This is a genomic window from Gluconacetobacter takamatsuzukensis, assembly GCF_014174275.1.
Lineage (GTDB): Bacteria > Pseudomonadota > Alphaproteobacteria > Acetobacterales > Acetobacteraceae > Gluconacetobacter > Gluconacetobacter takamatsuzukensis.
Genome location: NZ_JABEQK010000002.1, coordinates 219,813 through 238,252, shown reverse-complemented (window position 1 = coordinate 238,252; position 18,440 = coordinate 219,813). Strand labels below are relative to the sequence as shown.

Annotated in this window: 11 protein-coding genes; 10 read left to right on the top strand and 1 reads right to left on the bottom strand. The window is 64.5% G+C overall.

The window, feature by feature from the left end; all coding sequences use genetic code 11:
* The first annotated feature begins 212 nt into the window (after positions 1-212).
* Complete coding sequence (locus tag HLH27_RS03390) at positions 213-869, top strand: TetR/AcrR family transcriptional regulator (RefSeq protein WP_338029830.1); 657 nt, start codon at positions 213-215, stop codon at positions 867-869.
* 66 nt (positions 870-935) lie between these two features.
* Here HLH27_RS03390 and HLH27_RS03385 read toward each other — a convergent pair whose 3' ends face one another.
* Positions 936-2,417, bottom strand: a complete 1,482-nt coding sequence (locus tag HLH27_RS03385; protein ID WP_182947789.1) for a DHA2 family efflux MFS transporter permease subunit — start codon at positions 2,415-2,417, stop codon at positions 936-938.
* Positions 2,418-2,724: 307 nt separating this feature from the next.
* On the opposite strand from HLH27_RS03385, the gene HLH27_RS03380 reads away from it, so the two are divergent.
* The 9 genes from HLH27_RS03380 (at position 2,725) to HLH27_RS03340 (ending at position 18,217) form a co-directional block, all read left to right on the top strand.
* Entirely contained in the window at positions 2,725-3,816 is a 1,092-nt protein-coding gene (locus HLH27_RS03380; protein WP_182947787.1) for an FUSC family protein, read from the top strand.
* A gap of 45 nt (positions 3,817-3,861) precedes the next feature.
* Positions 3,862-5,169: a DUF1800 domain-containing protein gene (locus HLH27_RS03375; protein WP_182947785.1), complete on the top strand. Its 1,308-nt coding sequence runs from the start codon at positions 3,862-3,864 to the stop codon at positions 5,167-5,169.
* A 3-nt stretch (positions 5,170-5,172) separates the two neighbouring features.
* Positions 5,173-6,375: a DUF1501 domain-containing protein gene (locus HLH27_RS03370; RefSeq protein ID WP_182947784.1), complete on the top strand. Its 1,203-nt coding sequence runs from the start codon at positions 5,173-5,175 to the stop codon at positions 6,373-6,375.
* A gap of 603 nt (positions 6,376-6,978) precedes the next feature.
* Entirely contained in the window at positions 6,979-8,481 is a 1,503-nt protein-coding gene (locus HLH27_RS03365) for a cytochrome P450 (protein ID WP_182947782.1), read from the top strand.
* Positions 8,482-8,527: 46 nt separating this feature from the next.
* The gene (locus HLH27_RS03360) at positions 8,528-9,382 is read left to right on the top strand and encodes a lysophospholipid acyltransferase family protein (protein ID WP_220790263.1); all 855 of its coding nucleotides are present in this window, start codon (positions 8,528-8,530) and stop codon (positions 9,380-9,382) included.
* Between the two features lie 304 nt (positions 9,383-9,686).
* Entirely contained in the window at positions 9,687-12,179 is a 2,493-nt protein-coding gene (locus tag HLH27_RS03355) for a TonB-dependent receptor domain-containing protein (RefSeq protein ID WP_408870784.1), read from the top strand.
* A gap of 179 nt (positions 12,180-12,358) precedes the next feature.
* Positions 12,359-14,233 (top strand): CocE/NonD family hydrolase, encoded by a 1,875-nt coding sequence (locus tag HLH27_RS03350; RefSeq protein WP_182948132.1) that lies wholly within the window; start codon positions 12,359-12,361, stop codon positions 14,231-14,233.
* Between the two features lie 308 nt (positions 14,234-14,541).
* Positions 14,542-15,573, top strand: coding sequence for a 2OG-Fe(II) oxygenase (locus tag HLH27_RS03345; RefSeq protein ID WP_182947776.1), 1,032 nt, complete (start codon positions 14,542-14,544; stop codon positions 15,571-15,573).
* Between the two features lie 214 nt (positions 15,574-15,787).
* Positions 15,788-18,217 carry a TonB-dependent receptor gene (locus HLH27_RS03340; RefSeq protein ID WP_182947774.1) on the top strand — a complete coding sequence of 810 codons (2,430 nt, stop codon included), beginning with the start codon at positions 15,788-15,790 and terminating at the stop codon, positions 18,215-18,217.
* Positions 18,218-18,440: the final 223 nt, after the last annotated feature.

The window sequence follows — 18,440 nt, the reverse complement described above, 5'->3', positions numbered from 1 at the left end:
GTCTTTTTCGTGCCGAGGGTCTGGGGGCGGCCTGCCGGGTGCCCCCTGCCCGCCGGGGCGGCAAAAGCCTTGTGACCGGTCCTGCCCGGGGTTACCTTGCGGCCATATCTGGTCGCATCCATTCGACGGCCGCATGCTGGTCGCCGCCGCGACGAGGATATCGTATGTCAAGAACACCCAATGCCGTCAGACGAGGCGAACCGCGCAAAAAGGTGGCCGAGCCCGAAGCGGCCTTGCCGAACCCAGCGCCGTCGCGCACCCGCGATGCCGAGGCGACGCAGAAGCGCATCCTGGCCGCCGCCAAGCGGGAATTCGCCATGAACGGCCTGGCGGGGGCGCGCGTCGATGTCATCGCTGAGAAGGCCGAAGCCAACAAGCGCATGATCTACCATTATTTCGGGGGCAAGGAGGCGCTGTTTACCCGGGTTCTGGAAGATGCCTACACGGACCTCTACCAGGCGGAGCAGTCGCTGAAGCTCGATCATCTGGAGCCGGTGCCGGCGCTGGAGACGCTGGTGCGGTTTACCTGGACCTACTATCTGGAGAACCCGGAATTCCTGACGCTGGTCAACAGCGCGAACCTCTACAAGGCCGTGCATCTGCGCGATTCCCGGATCATTCCCGTCATCAGCCAGAGCCGGTTGAAGCGGCTGCAATCGCTGCTGGACCGGGGGGAGAAGGCGGGCGTGTTCCGGAGCGGTGTCGATGCCATGCAGCTGAACATCACCATCGCGGCGATCGGCTATTATTACCTGACCAACCGGTTTACGGGCTCCATCATCTTCAACTGCGATTTCATGGCGCCGCAATCGCTGAAGAAGAGAATCGCATTCAATATCGAGACGATCCACAATATCGTGTGCAAATAACCGCATTTGCGCGCGGCCGCGGGCATTGGGCTTCGCGCCGCCTGGGGGACAGGCGGCGCGGCGCGGTCATTCCATGGCCGACAGGGCCGCGCCTTCGTCCGGGCGGGTTCCGCCCTTCTTCCTCGGCAGGAAGAGGGCGGGGCAGATCGCCAGCAGGATGATGCCGAACGACCACAGGAATGTGTGGCTGAAGGCCGTGTCGAGGGACGCGGTGGCCGGCGTGGCCGCCGGGCCGCCCTGGGCGGTGGGGGTGAGGGCTGCGATCTGGTGGCTCAGCACCACCGCGAACAGGGCGGTGCCCATGGAACCGCCGACGCGTTGCACCACGTTCAGCCCGCTGGTGGTCCGGGCGATCTGATGACGCTGCACCGAGCCCATCGCCGCGCTCATCGCCGGCATCATGGTTGCGCCCAGCCCCAGGCCGAGCAGGAACAGGATCGGCTCGACGGTCCAGAGGGGGGTGGTGCCTGAGATCCGGCTGAGGGCCAGCATGCCGGTGGCCACGCAGCCCAGGCCCGTCAGGACCACCCTGCCGGCCCCGACCCTGTCGGTCATGCGGGCCGCCAGCGGCATGGCGAGCATCGCGCCGATGCCCTGTGCGGCCAGCAGAAGCCCGGCCCCGAAGGCGGGCCTGCCCCTGACCATCTGGAAATAGAGCGGCAGGATCAGGGACATGCCGAAGAAGGCGGTGCCGAACAGGAAAGTGGTCAGCGCGGAGGCGCCGACGGTCCGGTGGGTGAACATCCGGACGTCGATCAGCGGATCGCGGTGCCGCAGCGCATGCAGGACGAAGGCGGAGACGAGCGCCAGGCCGGTCACGGACGCGATGTCGCCGGCCGGTGTGCTGAAATCGCCTGCCGCCGCGATGCGGGCGAGGCCGAAGACGAAGATCGCCAGCCCCGGGGAGAGCAGGAGCAGGCCCTGCCAGTCCAGCGCGTGGTGCGGCCTGGGTTCGTCGGGTGCCAGGACCCGCAGGGCGGCGTAGAGCGCGATGGCGCCCACGGGGAGGTTCACGAAGAAGATCCAGCGCCACGAGACGTCGTCGACCAGCCAGCCGCCCAGGATCGGGCCGCAGATCGGCCCCAGCAGCATCGGCACGCCGATGAGGCCCATCAGCCGGCCGATGCGCGCCGGGCCGGCGGCATGGCTGAGGATCGTCATCCCGGTCGGCATGATCATGCCGCCGCCCAGCCCTTGCAGCACGCGGAACAGGATCAGCGTGGGCATCGACCACGCCGCCCCCGACAGGGCGGACCCGCCGAGGAACAGGAGGATCGACGTCATGTACAGCCGCTTCGTGCCGTACCGGTCGGCCGCCCAGCCCGTCAGGGGGATGACGGTGGCCAGCGCCAGCATGTAGCCGGTCGAGATCCATTGCGTCGTGGCCAGCGACGCCCCGAAATCGCGCGACAGGTCGCGGACCGCCACGTTGATGATCGTGGTGTCCAGGATCGACATGAAGGTGCCCAGGACGACCACCGCCGCGATCCGCAGCAGGTGCGGGTCCAGCCTGGTCTGATCCGGTCGGGGTGTGCCGGTGGCGGTCATGATGCGGCTTTCGGTGAGGGTGCGGGAAGGGGTTCTTTTTTGAAAAAAAGAACCAAAAAACTTTGATTCGGTCAGGAGTTTTGTGCTGGGGCACGCGATGGCCCCGAATAGATCAAAAGTCTTTTTGCTTCTTTTTCTTCAGAAAAAGAAGAGAGAATGCGGATACGAAAAGGTTCAGGCCCGGGATGGATCTCTCTCGCCGATCTGCCGGGTTCGGCCGGCGGGCGATGCGTATCTTGTAGGCGATTCAATGCTACGCATAGCGTATGGATGCGCGTGTGCCCATGACGGGAAAGAGGCCGGTGCCGTGGGTTTGAAGAGCCATATGGCGGATGTGCTGCGCCTGGACAGGCAGGCGGCGTTGCGGTGGCGGGAGGTTGCGGCCTCCAGTGCCCTGATCGTGCTGCCGGTCGTGGCTGGTCTTCTGGCGGGGCGGGAGCGGGCGGGGCTGGCGGTTGGCATGGGGGCGCTGCTGGCCGGCAATGTCACGCGGCATGCGTCGCTGCGGGCGCAGGTGGAAGAGAGTGCCCTGCTCACGCTTTCTCTCTTTCTGGCCTGTCTGGTCGGGGTGGGGATTTCCGGCAGCGGGGGGTGGGGCGACCTGGCGTTGTGGGGGGTGACGACGCTGGCCGCGCTGTGCGGGAATTTCGACCGGATTGCCGCGATCGTCTCCGGCCGGTTCATCGTCTTTGTCGTGATCCTGGCCGAGATGGGGCGGCAGGCGCGCCATCCGCAGGCGCTGGTGGTGCTGGTGATGGCGGGCGGCGTGACGGCGGCGTGCGTGCTTCCGATGCTGGCGCAAGGGCCGGCTGTGGCCGGGGTGCCGCCGTCTGGCATCGGGTGGCGGGCGAAGGCGGGGTGGTGGGTGCGGTCGTTTCGCCGCCTGTCGTCCTGCCAGTTCCCGCTCAGGCTTTCCGTCCTGATGGCGGCGACGCTGGCGATGGATGCGGCCTGGCCGGAGCGGCATGTCCTGTGGGCGGCCCTGACCGTGGCGCTGCTGTGCCGGCGGCAGCTGGAGCCGGTGCCGATCCGGGCGTCGCAGCGTGCGCTCGGCGCGGTGCTGGGCGTGCTGCTGTCGTGTCTCTTCCTGTTTCATGCGCCGTCGGGCGGCGCGTTCATCCTGTTCCTGGCGGGGCTCGGCATTGCCAGCATGGTGGCCCGGAAACGGAACTACATGCTCTACAGTGTCGTCGCGACACCGCTGATCATGATGCTGGCCGGAGGGGGGCGCATCGGCGGGGCGATCCTGGTCGATCGGCTGGTCTCGACGCTTGTCGGGGCGGGCCTGGCGGTGGTGGTGAATATCGTCGTTGCAAGACTGGCTGGGCATCGGGAGGATAGCGGGGCCGCGCGGACCCTGGCGGACGGATTTTCGCCACAGGAAGGGACCATGCGGTAGGGGGCAGGCGGCCGGGGGTCGTTCTGCTGCGTGTGGGAGCATGTCATGCAGCCTTTCGGTGTCGTCAACAGGTTCGGGTGGGGGGCGCGTGGCGATGCGCCGCCGCAGGAGGTCTCGCGCGACTGGCTGGCCGGGCAGATCCAGGGGCCGGATGCGGCGCGCTTCATCGGGGTGGGCGATACGGCGGACGGGCTGATCGCGCTGCGCACGCAGCGGAAGGAGAAGATGAAGGGGGATCCGCTGGTCAAGCCGATCCTGCACGCCGAAATCGCGACGCAACTGGATAACTTGCTGCTGACCGAACAGCCGTTTCGCGAGCGGCTGGTGTGGTTCTGGTTCAATCATTTCACCATCAGCCTGCGCCAGGGCAACACGCATGGCGTGATCGGCGCCTATATGCGCGAGGCGATCCGCCCGCATGTGACCGGGTGCTTTGCCGACATGCTGCTGGCCGTCATGCGGCATCCGGCCATGCTGATGTATCTGGACAATGCGGGCTCGATCGGGCCGGACAGCCCGGCCGGGCGGAAAAGCCACAGGGGGTTGAACGAGAATCTGGCCCGCGAATGTCTGGAACTGCATACGCTCTCGCCCGCCGGCGGATACAGCCAGGCCGACGTGACGAGTTTCGCGGCCATCCTGACCGGCTGGAGCATCGACATGCAGGCCGACAGGCCGGGCTTCGTCTTCCATGCGCGCGCGCACGAGCCGGGCAGGAAGACCCTGATGGGGCAGGTGTTTCCCGAGGGCGAGGAAGGGGGCGTGGAGGCGCTGCATTTCCTGGGCGCGCATCCGGCGACCTATCGCCACATCGCCACGCAGCTGGTCGGCCATTTCATCTCCGACACGCCGGCGCCGCGCGATGTCGCGCGGATTGCCGCCGTCCTGCAGGAGAGCGATGGCAACCTGGGCGCGGCGTCCCTGGCGCTGGTCGACCTGCCCGATGCCGGGCGGCCCGGCGGCAAGTTCCGCGCGCCCATGGATTATGCCACGGCCGTCATGCGCGCGCTGTCGATGGGCGGTCCGCCGAGCGGCCCGGAGGATTCGCATGCTCCGGCGCATATTCTGCTGGGGGCGTTCGCCGGGCTGGGCCAGCCGCTCTGGACGGCGCCCTTGCCGAACGGATGGAGCGACCGGGCGGCGGACTGGTCCGCCCCGGCCGACCTGCTGGCGCGGACCGACTGGGCGTGGCGCATCGCCGCGCATGTCCGGTCGGGCGACCCGCTGGATGTTGCCCATGCCGCGCTTGGCCCCGCCCTGCGCCGGCAGACCGTGCTGGCGATGCGCCAGGCGGGCTCGCGGCAGGATGCGCTGGCCCTGCTGTTCTCCTCCCCTGAATTTCAGAGGCGTTGACTCATGATGATCCGTCGTCGTTCCGCCCTGCTGGGGCTTGCCGCAAGCTGGACACTCGGGCGTTCGTCGCTGGCGCTCGCCGGATCGGGCGGCGGGCCGGACGATCCGCGCTTCGTCGCCATCGTCCTGCGCGGGGCGCTCGACGGGCTTGCCGCCGTCACGCCCTATGGCGATCCGGACATCGCGGCGCATCGGTCCGGGCTGCTGCTGCCGCAGCCGGGGCAGGAGGGCGGGCTGCTGGATCTGGGCGGCTTCTACGGCCTGCATCCCGCGCTGGCGGGGCTGCACGCGCTGTATGGCGCGGGGCAGATGCTGCCGATCCATGCCGTGGCCGGGCATTATCGCAGCCGGTCGCATTTCGAGGCCCAGGATTATCTGGAATGCGGCGCGGACCAGCGGATGGACAGCGGGTGGCTGAACCGTGCCGTCGCCGCCCTGCCGGGGCGTGGCCGCCGTCCGGACGGGTATGGGCTGGCCCTGGGACTGTCCGTGCCGCTTCTGCTGCGGGGTTCGGCGCCTGTCGGCACCTTCGCCCCGGCCGGGAGCCAGCATCCGGACCCGGCTTTATACAGCCGGATCGCGGCGCTGAATGCCTCCGACCCCGTGACGGGGCCGGCCTTTCGCGACGGGCTGAAGGCGCGGGGTTTCTCCGATTCCGTCATGGATGCGGCTGCGCCTGCGCCGGGCAGTGGGCACCGGCCGGAGCCGTTTTCGGCCCTGTGCGCGGCTGCGGGGCGCATGTTGACGGCGCCCGATGGGCCCCGGGTCGCGGCGCTGGAGATCGGCGGGTGGGATACCCATGAGGCGCAGGTGGGTCGCCTCAAGGGGCCGCTGGGCCAGCTCGATCGCGGCGTGCAGGCGTTGCGCGGGGCGCTGGGGGCGGACTGGAACCGGACAGTGGTGCTCGCCATGACCGAATTCGGCCGCACCGTGCGCATGAACGGCACCGGGGGCACCGACCACGGTACGGCCACCGTCGCCTTCCTGATGGGCGGGGCCGTCGCCGGGGGGCGGGTCGGGGGCACATGGCCCGGCCTGCGGCAGGACCAGCTTTTCGAAAACCGGGACCTGGCGCCGACGACCGATCTGCGCGCCGTCGCGGCCGGTGTGCTGCACGATCATCTGGGCGTCGCGCGGGGCGCGCTGGCACGGATTTTCCCGGGGCCGCAGGTTCAGCCCATTCATGGGCTGGTGCGTGTGGCGTAGTCGGGGTGGCACTGGACCCAAAGGCGCTGTGGTCGTCGGGGGGTGACGAAGGTTTGGAAACCCGTTCGTAATCCGGTGATTGGGGTGCAGGGCCTCAGGCCCTGCCGGGTCTGGGCAGAGCCTGGATTCTCGCCCGCCATCTTTCCGCCCGTCATGGGAAGGTGTAAAATGGTTATTTCTTCTTGATATTGAGAGAATACGGCACTCTCGAATTCAGGTAATTTTTTATACAATTAAGGAACGGCATTTATATTATTTCATTGGAACTATATGTGCGACTTTTGTCGGACTCGTGAACGGGCGAAGGGAGATTTTTCAGGAACTGATGGTATTTTTGATATGTTTTTGAATGAAACGAAAGTATATCCGCAAATATGAAATGAAGTTCGTGTATAAAGGTGAGGCGGTGTGGTGTAAAAGTCTTTTCTGTTCCATTTTACGATGAATGACGTTCTGGGTTTCATCCGATATTTTCACCTGTTGGAATTCATTGTGCTTTTTAAATGACCGCCGTGGGCGTCTGGCAGGAATGTCTTCCCGTTCCTTGACATGCGGAAACGGAGCATGAATCGTGGCGCAGTGTTATGATGGGGATGTTTTTTGATGCTCGCACGGTTCATGCCGCAGGTCGAGATTGTGGAGCGTATTTCAGATCACGTCCTGGAACCGGCGCACGCGGCATATTATTCGGCCCCCCCGGGGCAGTATCTTCGTCTTTTCATGCAGGCCAGGAAGGATTTCCTGTCGATCTGGCGGCGGGGGGATTATCGGGAGCGGGTCTCGCAGATCCAGCTTCTGGGGCGGCAGGTCGTGCTGGTGAACTCCCCCGACGTGATCCGCGACATTCTGGTGAAGCGGCGCGACAATTACGAGCGCAAGAGCCCGCAGATGCGCCGGGCGCTGGAATATCTGCTGGGGGACGGGCTGTTCATCTCCGACGGGCCGACCTGGCGGCAGCGCCGGGCGCTGGTGTCCGACATCGTGCACAAGGACCGCGTTCCGGCCTTCAGCCCCATCATCGAGCAGACCGCGCTGGAAATGGCGCACCGCTGGCAGCGCATCCCCGACCGCACCACCATAGATGTCCTGCCCGAAATGGCGGCGCTGACGGCGGAAATCATCTCGCGCAGCGTGTTCGGGCGCGAGCTGGGCGATGCGAGCACGACCGAGGTTTCGGATAGTTTTACGCAATATCAGTCGCTTGTGGATTCGACCAACCCCGGATATTTCCTGGGGTTCGACGAAGGGCTGCCGATGGTGCGCACGCCGGCGCTGAAGCGGGCGGTGCGGCGCCTGCATCGGGTGGTCGATCGCATCGTCGAGGACCATCTGGCCGGCCGAGGCAGCCATAATTCGATGATGGAGCTGCTGATCAGGCGGCAGAAGCGCAACCCCGAGCTGGGGCTGGACGCGGTGGCGCTGCGCAACGAGGCCGCCACCATCTTCATGGCCGGGCATGAGACCACGGCCGCGACATTGACCTGGGCGTGGTACCTGCTGGCGCGCGCGCCCTGGGTGGAACGCGCGGTCCATGACGAAATCGCGCGTGTGTGCGGCGACCGGGCCCCGACGCTGGAGGATCTGCCGAACCTGCACTGGTGCCAGGCGGTGATCGACGAGACCCTGCGGCTTTATCCCCCCGTGCCGATCCTGGCCCGCCAGAACCGCGAGGCGGACGAGATCGGGGATATTCGTGTGCCGCGCGGGTCGCTGATCCTGATCGTGCCGTGGCTGCTGCACCGGACCGAAAGCCTGTTCGAAGCCCCGCATGAATTCCGGCCCGAGCGGTTCATGGATGGGCGCAAGCCCGCGCCCTACAGCTATATTCCCTTCGCCAGCGGGCCGCGCGTCTGCCCCGGCCAGCATTTCGGGCTGACGGAGGCCGTTCTGTGTCTGGCGATCCTGGCGCAGCGTTTTCGGTTGGTTCTTCCCCCGGAACAGAAAGTCGTGCCACAATGCCGGCTGACATTGCGGCCGCGCGATGGTCTGCCCGCGACGCTTGTCCATAGGCCTCCTGTTCATGCATCTGCCGCCTCCGGCGCCACTCCCCGGGAAAAAACGCAAGGCATGGACGTACCGGCCGGAAGCTGCCCCTTCTCTGCGTAGCCTGCTGGCGGGCCGGGAGGCCCGGCGGCAGTTCTGGCAGTACTGGGTGCGCGACAATCTGGGCAACGCGTTCGATCTCGGGTTCTTCTTCGCCCTGCGGCTGGTGTCGCCCACGCTGTGCTCGGGCTTTGGCGCGTGGCTGGGGCCGCGGATCATGCCGCGTCTTTATCCCGTTTCGCTGCGGCGGACGCGGGAGAATTTCGAGCGGCTGTTCCCCGACCGGGCCCCGGCGGAACTGGACCGCATGATGCGGGACTATATGGAATCTCAGGGCCGGCAGATGGCCGAATATTCGGCCCTGCCGCGCCTTGCCCGCCAGCCCGGGCATATTCGCCACGTGGGCGTGGGGTATCTGAAGGAACGGTGCGCGACCGGGCCCGTGATCTTCATGGGCCTGCATACCTGCAACTGGGAGGTCCTGTCGCAGTGCATGATCGACATGGGGATTACCATGTCGCTGAATTACGATCCGCCGGTTCGGCGCGCCCGGCATTGGATCGTGCGGCATGTGCGCCTGTCGGGCGGGCTGAACCTGCTGCCGCCGGGGCGGCAGGCGGTGCGGCCGGCATTGCAGCTTCTGGAATCTGGCGGGCATCTGCTGGTCTTTTGCGACGAAGGCTTCAACCGGCGGGTGCGCGCGCCCTTCTTCGGCCGGCCCGCGACGCTGGAGAGCAATTATGCGCTGGTCGCTCGCCTGGCCCGCAAGACGGGGGCGCTGATCTGCCCGGTCTATCTGACGCGGGACCGTGGGACATATTTCACGATGACCGTGCTGGAGCCGTTCCGCCTTGCGGATGAAAGCAGCCTGATGGACGACGTGGCGCGCCTGAACGCCATCGTCGAGCCGGTGATTCGCGATTACGCGCCGCAATGGTATTTTGTGAACGACCGGATCGACTGAGGCCGAGCAGAGCCCGGATTCTTGCCAGTCCTTTGGAAAAACACCGTTCAATACCCGCCGACAACAGAGGCGGTCGGCCAGTGGCCTCTTAACCTCAGGTTATAATATCAGGTTTTTTTCGATTGTTGACGATGAATATTATCTCGTCGTAACGTTACGGTGTCGAATAAAAACTATTCAGATCAAATAGTTGGCGCGGTAGGGGCATCTTTGGGTGCCTGGCGGCCGGATCGGGCCGGGGGATTGCCGTACGACATGTATCGCATCTGGCGGGAGAGAGAAGATGAGTGTTCGGCGGTGGTCGATGCAGGGTCCGCGTGTCAGGGCCGGGTTGCTTCGTACGACGGCGATCGCCGGCCTGGCCGTGGTTTCGGCCGTTTCCTCGGCGGGGGCGGCCGAGGTTGCGAGTCCGGCCCACAAGCAGGATGCGAAGAAGGCGCATCGGGGGGCGGGGAGCGGGCCCGCGCGGCCGGTCGTGGCGCAGCATGCCCATCATGCCGTGCCGGCGCATGACGATCCGGAGGCGATCCAGGTGGAGGCGTCGCGCGTGCGCAGCCATGGCGCGGAGGTTGCCGTGACCCGGGCGGTGATGGACCGTTTCGTCTCGGGCACCAATCCGATGCAGATTCTGTCGCAGACCACGCCGGGGGCCAATTTTACCTCGACCGATGCCTTCGGGCTGGATACGTACGGAAATACGTTCTACGTGCGCGGCTTTACCCAGATGCAGATCGGGGCGACGCTGGACGGGATTCCGCTGGGTACCCAGGGTTTTGCCAATTACAACGGTGTTTCGATCACGCAGGCGATGATCCAGGACGATCTGGCGGGCATGACGATGTCGCAGGGGGCCGGGGCGCTGGATTCGTTCTCGGCGCAGAATCTCGGCGGGGCGATGACCTATACGACGTCCGACCCCAAGGACAAGGCCGGGGGCAAGATCAGCCAGACATTCGGCAGCTACAATGCCGTGCGCACCTATGGCCGGGTGGACAGCGGCATATTGAACCCGACCGGCACAAAATTCTATGCCTCGTTCGCCCGCACCAATACGAACATGTGGAAAGGGCAGGGCTACCAGAGTGAATTGCAGGCCGATGCGAAGATCGTGCAGCCGGTTACCGACCGGGGCAGGATCACCGCCTTTTTCGGGTATGGTAATTTCACGCAGGGAAATTACCTGACCATGACGAAGAACATGTGGCAGAAGATGGGCCGGGATTCGACCTATCTGAAGCCCGATTACGAAAAGGCCAAGCTGTGGGCCTATTATGCCCAATATACCGGGGACGTGCCGCCGGGCTACGAGGGCGTGCTGTCCAATGACGAGATCGGCGATTATGCCTGGGATGCGTCGCAGGTGCAGCGGACCTATCTTTCGGCGGTCACGGCGCATTTCGACCTGTTCCGCAACGTGACCTCGGACACGGTGGCCTATGGCGATGTCAGCAGCGCGATCCATGGCGGGACCAACAATTTCCTGACCACGCCTTATTACGGGGTGCCGACCCTGCAGGCCGATGGCACGGTGTCGGGCGTGCCCATGGCCTTGCAGATGGCCCATGCCGGGATGCGCCGGCTGGGCTTTACGCAGAAATTCTCGATCGAGGCGCCGCACAACAACCATATCGATACCGGCATCTGGTACGAGAACAACCAATGGACCTACGATACGCGCCTGTATGGGGATTATTTGAACGACGCGCATAACTGGAACTCCAACTTCCTGCCCAGCCAGGCCCATACCTGGTACGCCGATACCTACAATACCAATACGTTCCAGTTCTTCTTGCAGGATCGGTGGACGATCATCCCCGGCATGACGCTGCTGGCCGGGTTCAAGTCCCTGACCCAGACCACCCATGGCGGCACCAAGGCCGATTATACCAGCCAGCTTGCCGACGAAGGGTGGGATACGTATTACAGCCACCCCGCGAACGGGACGCTGACGGCGTCGGGCGCGTTCCTGCCGCACTTCAACTTCGATTATCACTTTCTCCAGCATCATGAATTCTACTGGGACATTGCCGAGAACCTGCGGGCCTACGATTATTATTCGCAGACCTCCAGCGCCACGGCGTGGGGTGGCCTGGGCAAGGCGTCGCAATCGGCCCAGTCGGTCTTCGATGCCAGCAAGGGGGTGCTGCGGCCCGAGCGGACGTGGAACTACATCGTCGGCTATCGCTACGATTCGCCAATCTTCAGCGGCAGCGTCGATTTTTACCATACCGACTACTACAATCGCATTGCCTCGATCACGCAGGGGCCGTCCAACAATTCCTATAGCGCCTACATGAATGTCGGCAAGGAGACCATGAACGGGGCCGATGTGATGGGGACGATCCGCCCCGTGCGGGGGCTGGAGATCACCAACAGCTTCAGCTGGAACGACGCGCAGTACCAGAGCAACGCCATCAATTACGGCGGGAGCGTCTACAGCCTGAAGGGGAAGCATCAGGTCTACTATCCGAAGTTCATGTACAAGGCGAACCTGAACTATACCTACCGGCAGTTCATGTTCAACTTCAACGCGAACTATATCGGCTCGCGCCCCATGACCTATCTCAACGACGAGTATGTGCCGGCCTATTGGGTGACGAACCTGAACCTGGCGTATAATTTCGGCAGCATCGGGTTTGCCCACAATTTGCGGGCCGCGTTCGGGATCACCAACCTGACCGACAAGAACTATATCGGCGGCATCTATGGCGCGGCCTCGGTTTCCGGCGACGACAATGCCAACCTGTTCGTCGCGGCGCCGCGCGAATATTATGGAACGATCTCGGCCGAGTTCTGATACCCGAACCCGTCCCCCGATGATATGACAACGACCGGGTTTCCAAAGGGCGACTGCCCTTTGGTGGGTCAAGGGCAAAGCCCTTGCCGGCCCGGTTTCCGTTCCCGCCTGCCCCCGAGGATAAGTGTCTCGTGAGAAAAATCCTGCTGCTTTCAGCCTGCCTAGCCGCCCTGCCATGGATGGCGATGGCGGGGGAGCCCTCTGCCCCCGGCGGCATCGCGCCCGACATGCCGGAGCATTTCCAGGAGCAGGATGCAAGCTTCGACCATGTCCGCCGGGACGTGATGATCCCGATGCGCGACGGGACGAAGCTGCACACGGTCATCATCGTCCCCAGGGGCGCCCATGGCGCGCCGATCCTGCTGACGCGCACGCCCTATAATGCCGACCACATGGTCTCGTTCGCCGCCAGCGGCAATATGGGGCCGATCATGCAGGGGTATGACAACATGCCCGACGTGATCGCGGATGGGGGGTATATCCGCGTCATCCAGGACGTGCGGGGCAAATACGGGTCGGAAGGGCGGTACGTGATGAACCGCCCGATGCGGGGGGAACTGAACGGCACCTCGGTCGACCATGCCACCGACACCTGGGATACCATCGAGTGGCTGGTGCACAACCTGCCGGAGAGCAACGGCAAGGTGGGCATCATCGGCGTGTCGTACGACGGCTATACCGCCCTGACCGCGCTGTTTCATCCGCATCCGGCGCTGAAGGTCTCGGTGCCGATGAACCCGATGGTCGATGGCTGGATGGGGGACGACTGGTTCCATAACGGCGCGTTCCGCGAGGAGATGCTGCCTTATATCTATGAGCAGGACGGCACGCCGAAGAATACGGCCACCTGGTGGGCCAGCCAGTACGATTCCTACGATCTCTTCCTGCGGGCGGGTTCGGCCGGGGCGGCCGGGCGGGTGCGCGGGATGGACCAGATCGGCTTCTTCCGCCAGATCCTGGCCCATCCGGCCTATGACACATGGTGGCAGCTTCAGGCGATGGACCGGCTGCTGCCGCGCGAGGGGCTGACGGTGCCGACGCTGCTGGTCCATAGCCTGTGGGACCAGGAGGATAATTACGGTGCCGTTGCCCTGTATTATGCGCTGAAGAAAGACCCGGCGGCGGCGTCGCGGTTGTGGCTGGCCGTCGGCCCCTGGAACCATGGCGGCGAGATCCACGAGGCCAGCACGATGGGGCCGGTCAAGCTGCGCGCCGATACCGGCCTGTATTTCCGCAAGACGATCCTGGAGCCGTTCCTGGCCCATTATCTGAAGGACGGCAGCATTCCGCTGCCCGCGCGGGTGACGGCCTTCCGCAGCGGCGACAATGTGTGGGAGAGCGCGGACGCGCTGCCGCCGCGGGCCTGCGCGGCGGATTGCGTGACGCTGCACCTGCAGCCCGGCGAGGGGCTGGGCACCCAGGCGCCGGCCGCCGGGGCAGGGGTTGCGCGCTATGTGTCCGACCCCGCGCATCCGGTGCCCTATGTGGCGCGGCCGGTGGTCGCGAAGGACCGGCCGGATGCGAACTGGCGGAACTGGCTGGCGACGGACCAGCGCAACATGGCGGCCCGGCCCGACGTTCTGAGCTTTACCTCGCCGGTGCTGACGGCGCCGTTCGTGGTCCGTGGCCAGCCGCACATGCATCTGACGGCCGCCACCACGGGCACGGACGGCGATTTCGTCGTGAAGCTGATCGACGTCTATCCGGACGAGGTGGCGGACCAGCCCGAAATGGGCGGATACCAGCTGATGATCAGCGCGGACATCCTGCGCGGGCGCTATCGCGAGAGCTTCGCGCAGCCGCACCCGATCGCGGCCAACGTTCCGCTGGCCTACGACATGGTGTTGCCGCTGGCGAACCATACGTTCCTGCCCGGGCACCGGATCATGATCCAGATCCAGTCGAGCTGGTTCCCGCTCTATGACCGCAATCCGCAGACCTATGTGGACAATATCTTCCTTGCCCCGAAGGAAGCCTATCGTCCGGCCACGGTCAGCGTGGATATCGCGCAGAGCTGGATGGAGGTTCATGGGACGCCGATGAAGGTGCCCTGAGGGGATGAAGGTCAGGGCGCTGCCCTGAAACCCGCCAAAGGGCAGTCGCCCTTTGGAAACCCGTTTGTTATCAGGTGATTGGGGTGCGGGGGCTGGGCGGAGTTGGCCATGGTTCCGTCGGCCGGAACGGCCGATGGAATGCCGATGGAGGGGGAGCCGGGGTCTTGCCGATCCTGCCGGCGGTGCGGCGCGCGTTTCCTGCGCTTGCGGTGCCGGCCATCCGGGCAGCATCGGTGCTTTTTCTCTCTTGTGCATCGGGTGCCGCTTCGCGCAGATATCGGGCCTGCGTGGGGGTGGGGGATCATGGCATGAACAGGCGGTCGCTCGCGCCCGGTGATCCGGCCCCCTGGTTTACCCAGCGCTGCACCACGCCCGCGGGCCGATACAGTTTCGACATGGCGGCGGGCCGCTACAACCTGCTCTATTTCTTTCCCTCCGCCGCCGGGCCCGGGATCGGGGAGCGGCTGGAGCGGCTGGTGGGCGACCCGGTCTTCGACGGGGTGCGCTGCCAGTTCTTCGGGGTCAGCGCTGATCCGGGGGACGAGCGTTCGGGATTGCTGCGCGCGCAGCCGCCGGGGGTGCGGCATTTTCTGGACGGCGACGGGCTGGTGGCCGGCCAGTACGGCGTGCCGGCCGGCGGCCGGGTGCTGGTGCTGGTGGACCCGATGCTGCGGATCGCGGCGATCGCGGACGATACGCCAGATGGGATCGGGCAGGTCCTGTCCTTTCTGCGCCATCTGCCCGATGCGCTTGCCGTGCAGCGCCAGGTGCCCACGCCCGCCCTGATGCTGCCGGGCGTGCTGGAGCCCGTGCTGTGTGCGCGGCTGATCGACTATTTTCATGCGCAGGACAGCGTGCAGTCCGCGATCTTTACCGAGCGGGAACAGGGGCGCTCGCTGCCCGTGACGGATATCGGCTTCAAGAGCCGGCGGGATTGCACGCTACGAGACCCGGCCCTGGTGGCCCAGCTTCAGCATCGTGTCATAGATCGTATCGTTCCCGAAATATCAAAATATTTCCAGTTCCAGGTCACGCGCATGGAACGGATGATCGTGGCCTGTTATGATGCCGCTGAGCGGGGGTGCTTCGGCCCGCACCGTGACAATACGGTGACGGCCACGGCGCATCGGCGCTTTGCGGTGTCGATCAATCTCAATGACGATTTCGACGGAGGCGGACTGAGCTTTCCGGAAATCGGGCCGATGCGATATTCCGCGCCTCTGGGCGGGGCGGTCGTGTTTTCCTGCTCGGTCCTGCATGCCGTGGCCCCCGTGACGCGGGGGCGGCGCTATGCCTGCCTGCCCTTTGTCCATGACGCGCCGGGGGCGGCGAAGGCCTAGCCGGCCGGGCCGCCAGCCGGCCAAAACGATGCAATTTTGCAACAGGTTTCGGTGAAGGCGATCTGCCGTGATAATGGCAGTTGCTTGCGAAAGCTGGCTGCTGATACGAACTTGGCCGAGTGGTCAGTTTCCCTCGAATTATTGTGAATTTTCGATGAATTCGGGGATTGTTGGTGCTTTCTTCCCTCATGACAAGCAAAAGGCCGTCCTGTACATGGTCATACGTCTCCGCCTGAGTGTTCTTCTTGCCAGCACCGCCATTGCCGGCCTGACCGGTACGGCGGCGCGCGCCCAGACGACCAGCGTCGCCCCCAGCGCCACGGCAACGGCGTCGACGCCAGCGGCTTCGAAGGCCGCCCCGGCCCAGGGTGAACCGAAGGCGGAGGTCGTCAACGTGACCGGCCGTACCGCGCTGACCCGGTCGCCCGGCGCCGGCCTGATGCGGGTCGAAAAGGACCCCAAGGCCATCCAGACCATTACGCGCGACTTCATCTCGAAACAGTCGCCGACCACGAACATCCAGCAGATCCTGAAGATGCTGCCCAGCGCCAACGTGATGGACCAGGATTCCTTCGGCCTGTATTCCGGATCGACGATGGTTCGCGGCCTGGACCAGACCAATATCGGCTGGACCCTGGACGGCATGCCGCTGAACGATATCGGCGGCGGCCAGTTCTATTCGAACGAAGTGCTGGAGGCCGAGGACCTGGAGACGGTGTCGCTGCTGCCCGGCTCGGTCAATCTGGACAGCCCGATCGTCAGCGGTGCCGGCGGCCTGGTCGAGGCGACGATGAGCAACCCGTCGCACAAGATGGGCGGGCTGCTGGACATCTCGTTCGGCTCGTTCGACATGACGCGCCAGTTCCTGAAGCTGAATTCGGGCGATATCGGCAATAGCGGCGTGCGGTTCATGTTCGCCTTCAGCCATACCAAGGCCAACAATTATCGCGGCCCCGGCCTGTCCGAGAAATTCCACTACGATTTCAAGCTGGTGAAGGATTTCGAGAACGGCAGCCATACCGGCCTGACCGTATCCTACAACGACCAGGTCAACGATTCCTTCCTGAACCCGAGCCTGTCGCAATATCGCACGACCGGGTACAGCACGAACTACGATGCCAATTACAGCGGCGTGAAGGACACCAACTATTACAAGCTGCACGTCAACCCGTTCCGTAACGTCGTTGCCATCCTGCCGACCCATATCGTCGTCAATTCGCGCCTGTCGATCGACGACAGCGCCTATTTCTGGCACGGGATCGGCAACGGGACCGGTGCCTCGACCCTGACCGAGGGCAAGACCTATTACGGCGGCAGCTATGTGCCGATCGACCTGACCGGCGACGGGAAGGTGACGAACGGTTCCACCTATCTGGCGCTGACGCCGTCGAACCAGGAGCAGTTCCGCCCCGGCAACACGATCAAGGTCAATTACCAGCTCGGCAGCCATCATCACCTGACGGCCGGCTGGTGGTACGAATATTCCAACCTGCTGCAATATTCGCCGGTCGGCCAGGTCGACCAGACGACGGGCGAGCCGCTGAACGTCTGGGGCACCGATGCGCTGATCAAGATGCCCAACGGCCAGCCCTATAATTATCGGAACTTCCTGACCCTGTCGCAGGTGAACATGCTGTTCATCGGTGACAGCATGGATTATTTCGACCGCAAGCTGCATATCGACCTGGGCTTCAAGGAAGCCATGATGACGCGCCGGGTCTACAATTATGTCGCGGGCCCCGGCGGCACCTACAATCGCAACCTGCATGTGGCCGAGCCGCTGCCGCAGATCGGCATTGCGTGGAACTTCAACCGTCACCACCAGATTTTCGTGGATGGCGCGACCAACTTCAAGGTGCCGTCGAACACCTCGCTGGTCGATTACTACTCCAACACCTCGGCGGCGCAGACCCAGCGCGGCGGGGCCTCGGTGCCGCAATATTCGATCTCGGAAGAAATCGGGTATCGCTATAACGGCGATACGGTCATCGGCAGCGTGTCGTTCTTCAACTACAACATGACCAACCGCCTGCTGACGCTGACCCAGTATGATTCGGCCGGCGGCGCCAGCTACAGCCAGACCGTCAATGCCGGCGGCCAGACGTCGCGCGGTGTCGATGTGCAGGTGTCGACGCGCCCGATCCTGTACCATCTGCGGCCCTATGCCTCGTTCGAGTATCTGGCTGCGCGGATCGACAACAATATCGGGACGACCAGTGTCCGCAACGGCGTCACCATTTCCGATTACCTGCCGACCAAGGGCAAGACGCAGATCAACAGCCCGAAGGTGATGGCCTCGCTCGGCCTGGATTACGATGACGGGCACCTGTTCGTGGGTGCGCAGCTGAAATATGTCGGCAAGCAGTATGCCACGCTGATGAACGACAGCTCGATCCCGAACTACATCACCGATGCCGTCAATATCGGCTATCGTTTCGGCAGCCTCGGCTTCCTGAAGTCGCCGCAGATCCAGCTGAACATGACCAACCTGACCAATGCGAAGTTCCGCAGCGGTGTCTACACGTTCCAGAACACGCTCAACGGGACGACGGGCGTGCGGGGCGGCACCATTTCCGGTGCGCAGCCTGTCTATTACCTCCAGACGCCGTTCACGGCCGTCGTGACGGTTTCGACCGGCTTCTGATCCATGCGGCGCCCTTCGGGGCGCCGTTCCGGAAAAACGGGGTCAGGGAATGGGCCTTTCAGCGAACGGGTTCGCTGGAAGGCCTTTTTCGCGTCTGATGGGTGTCGGTGCACATGATTCGAGAACGGCCGACGGAACCTTGGCCAACTCCGCCCTGAAACCCGCCAAAGGGCAGGCGCCCTTTGGAAACCCATTCGTCATCCAATGATCGGGGGGCAGGGCC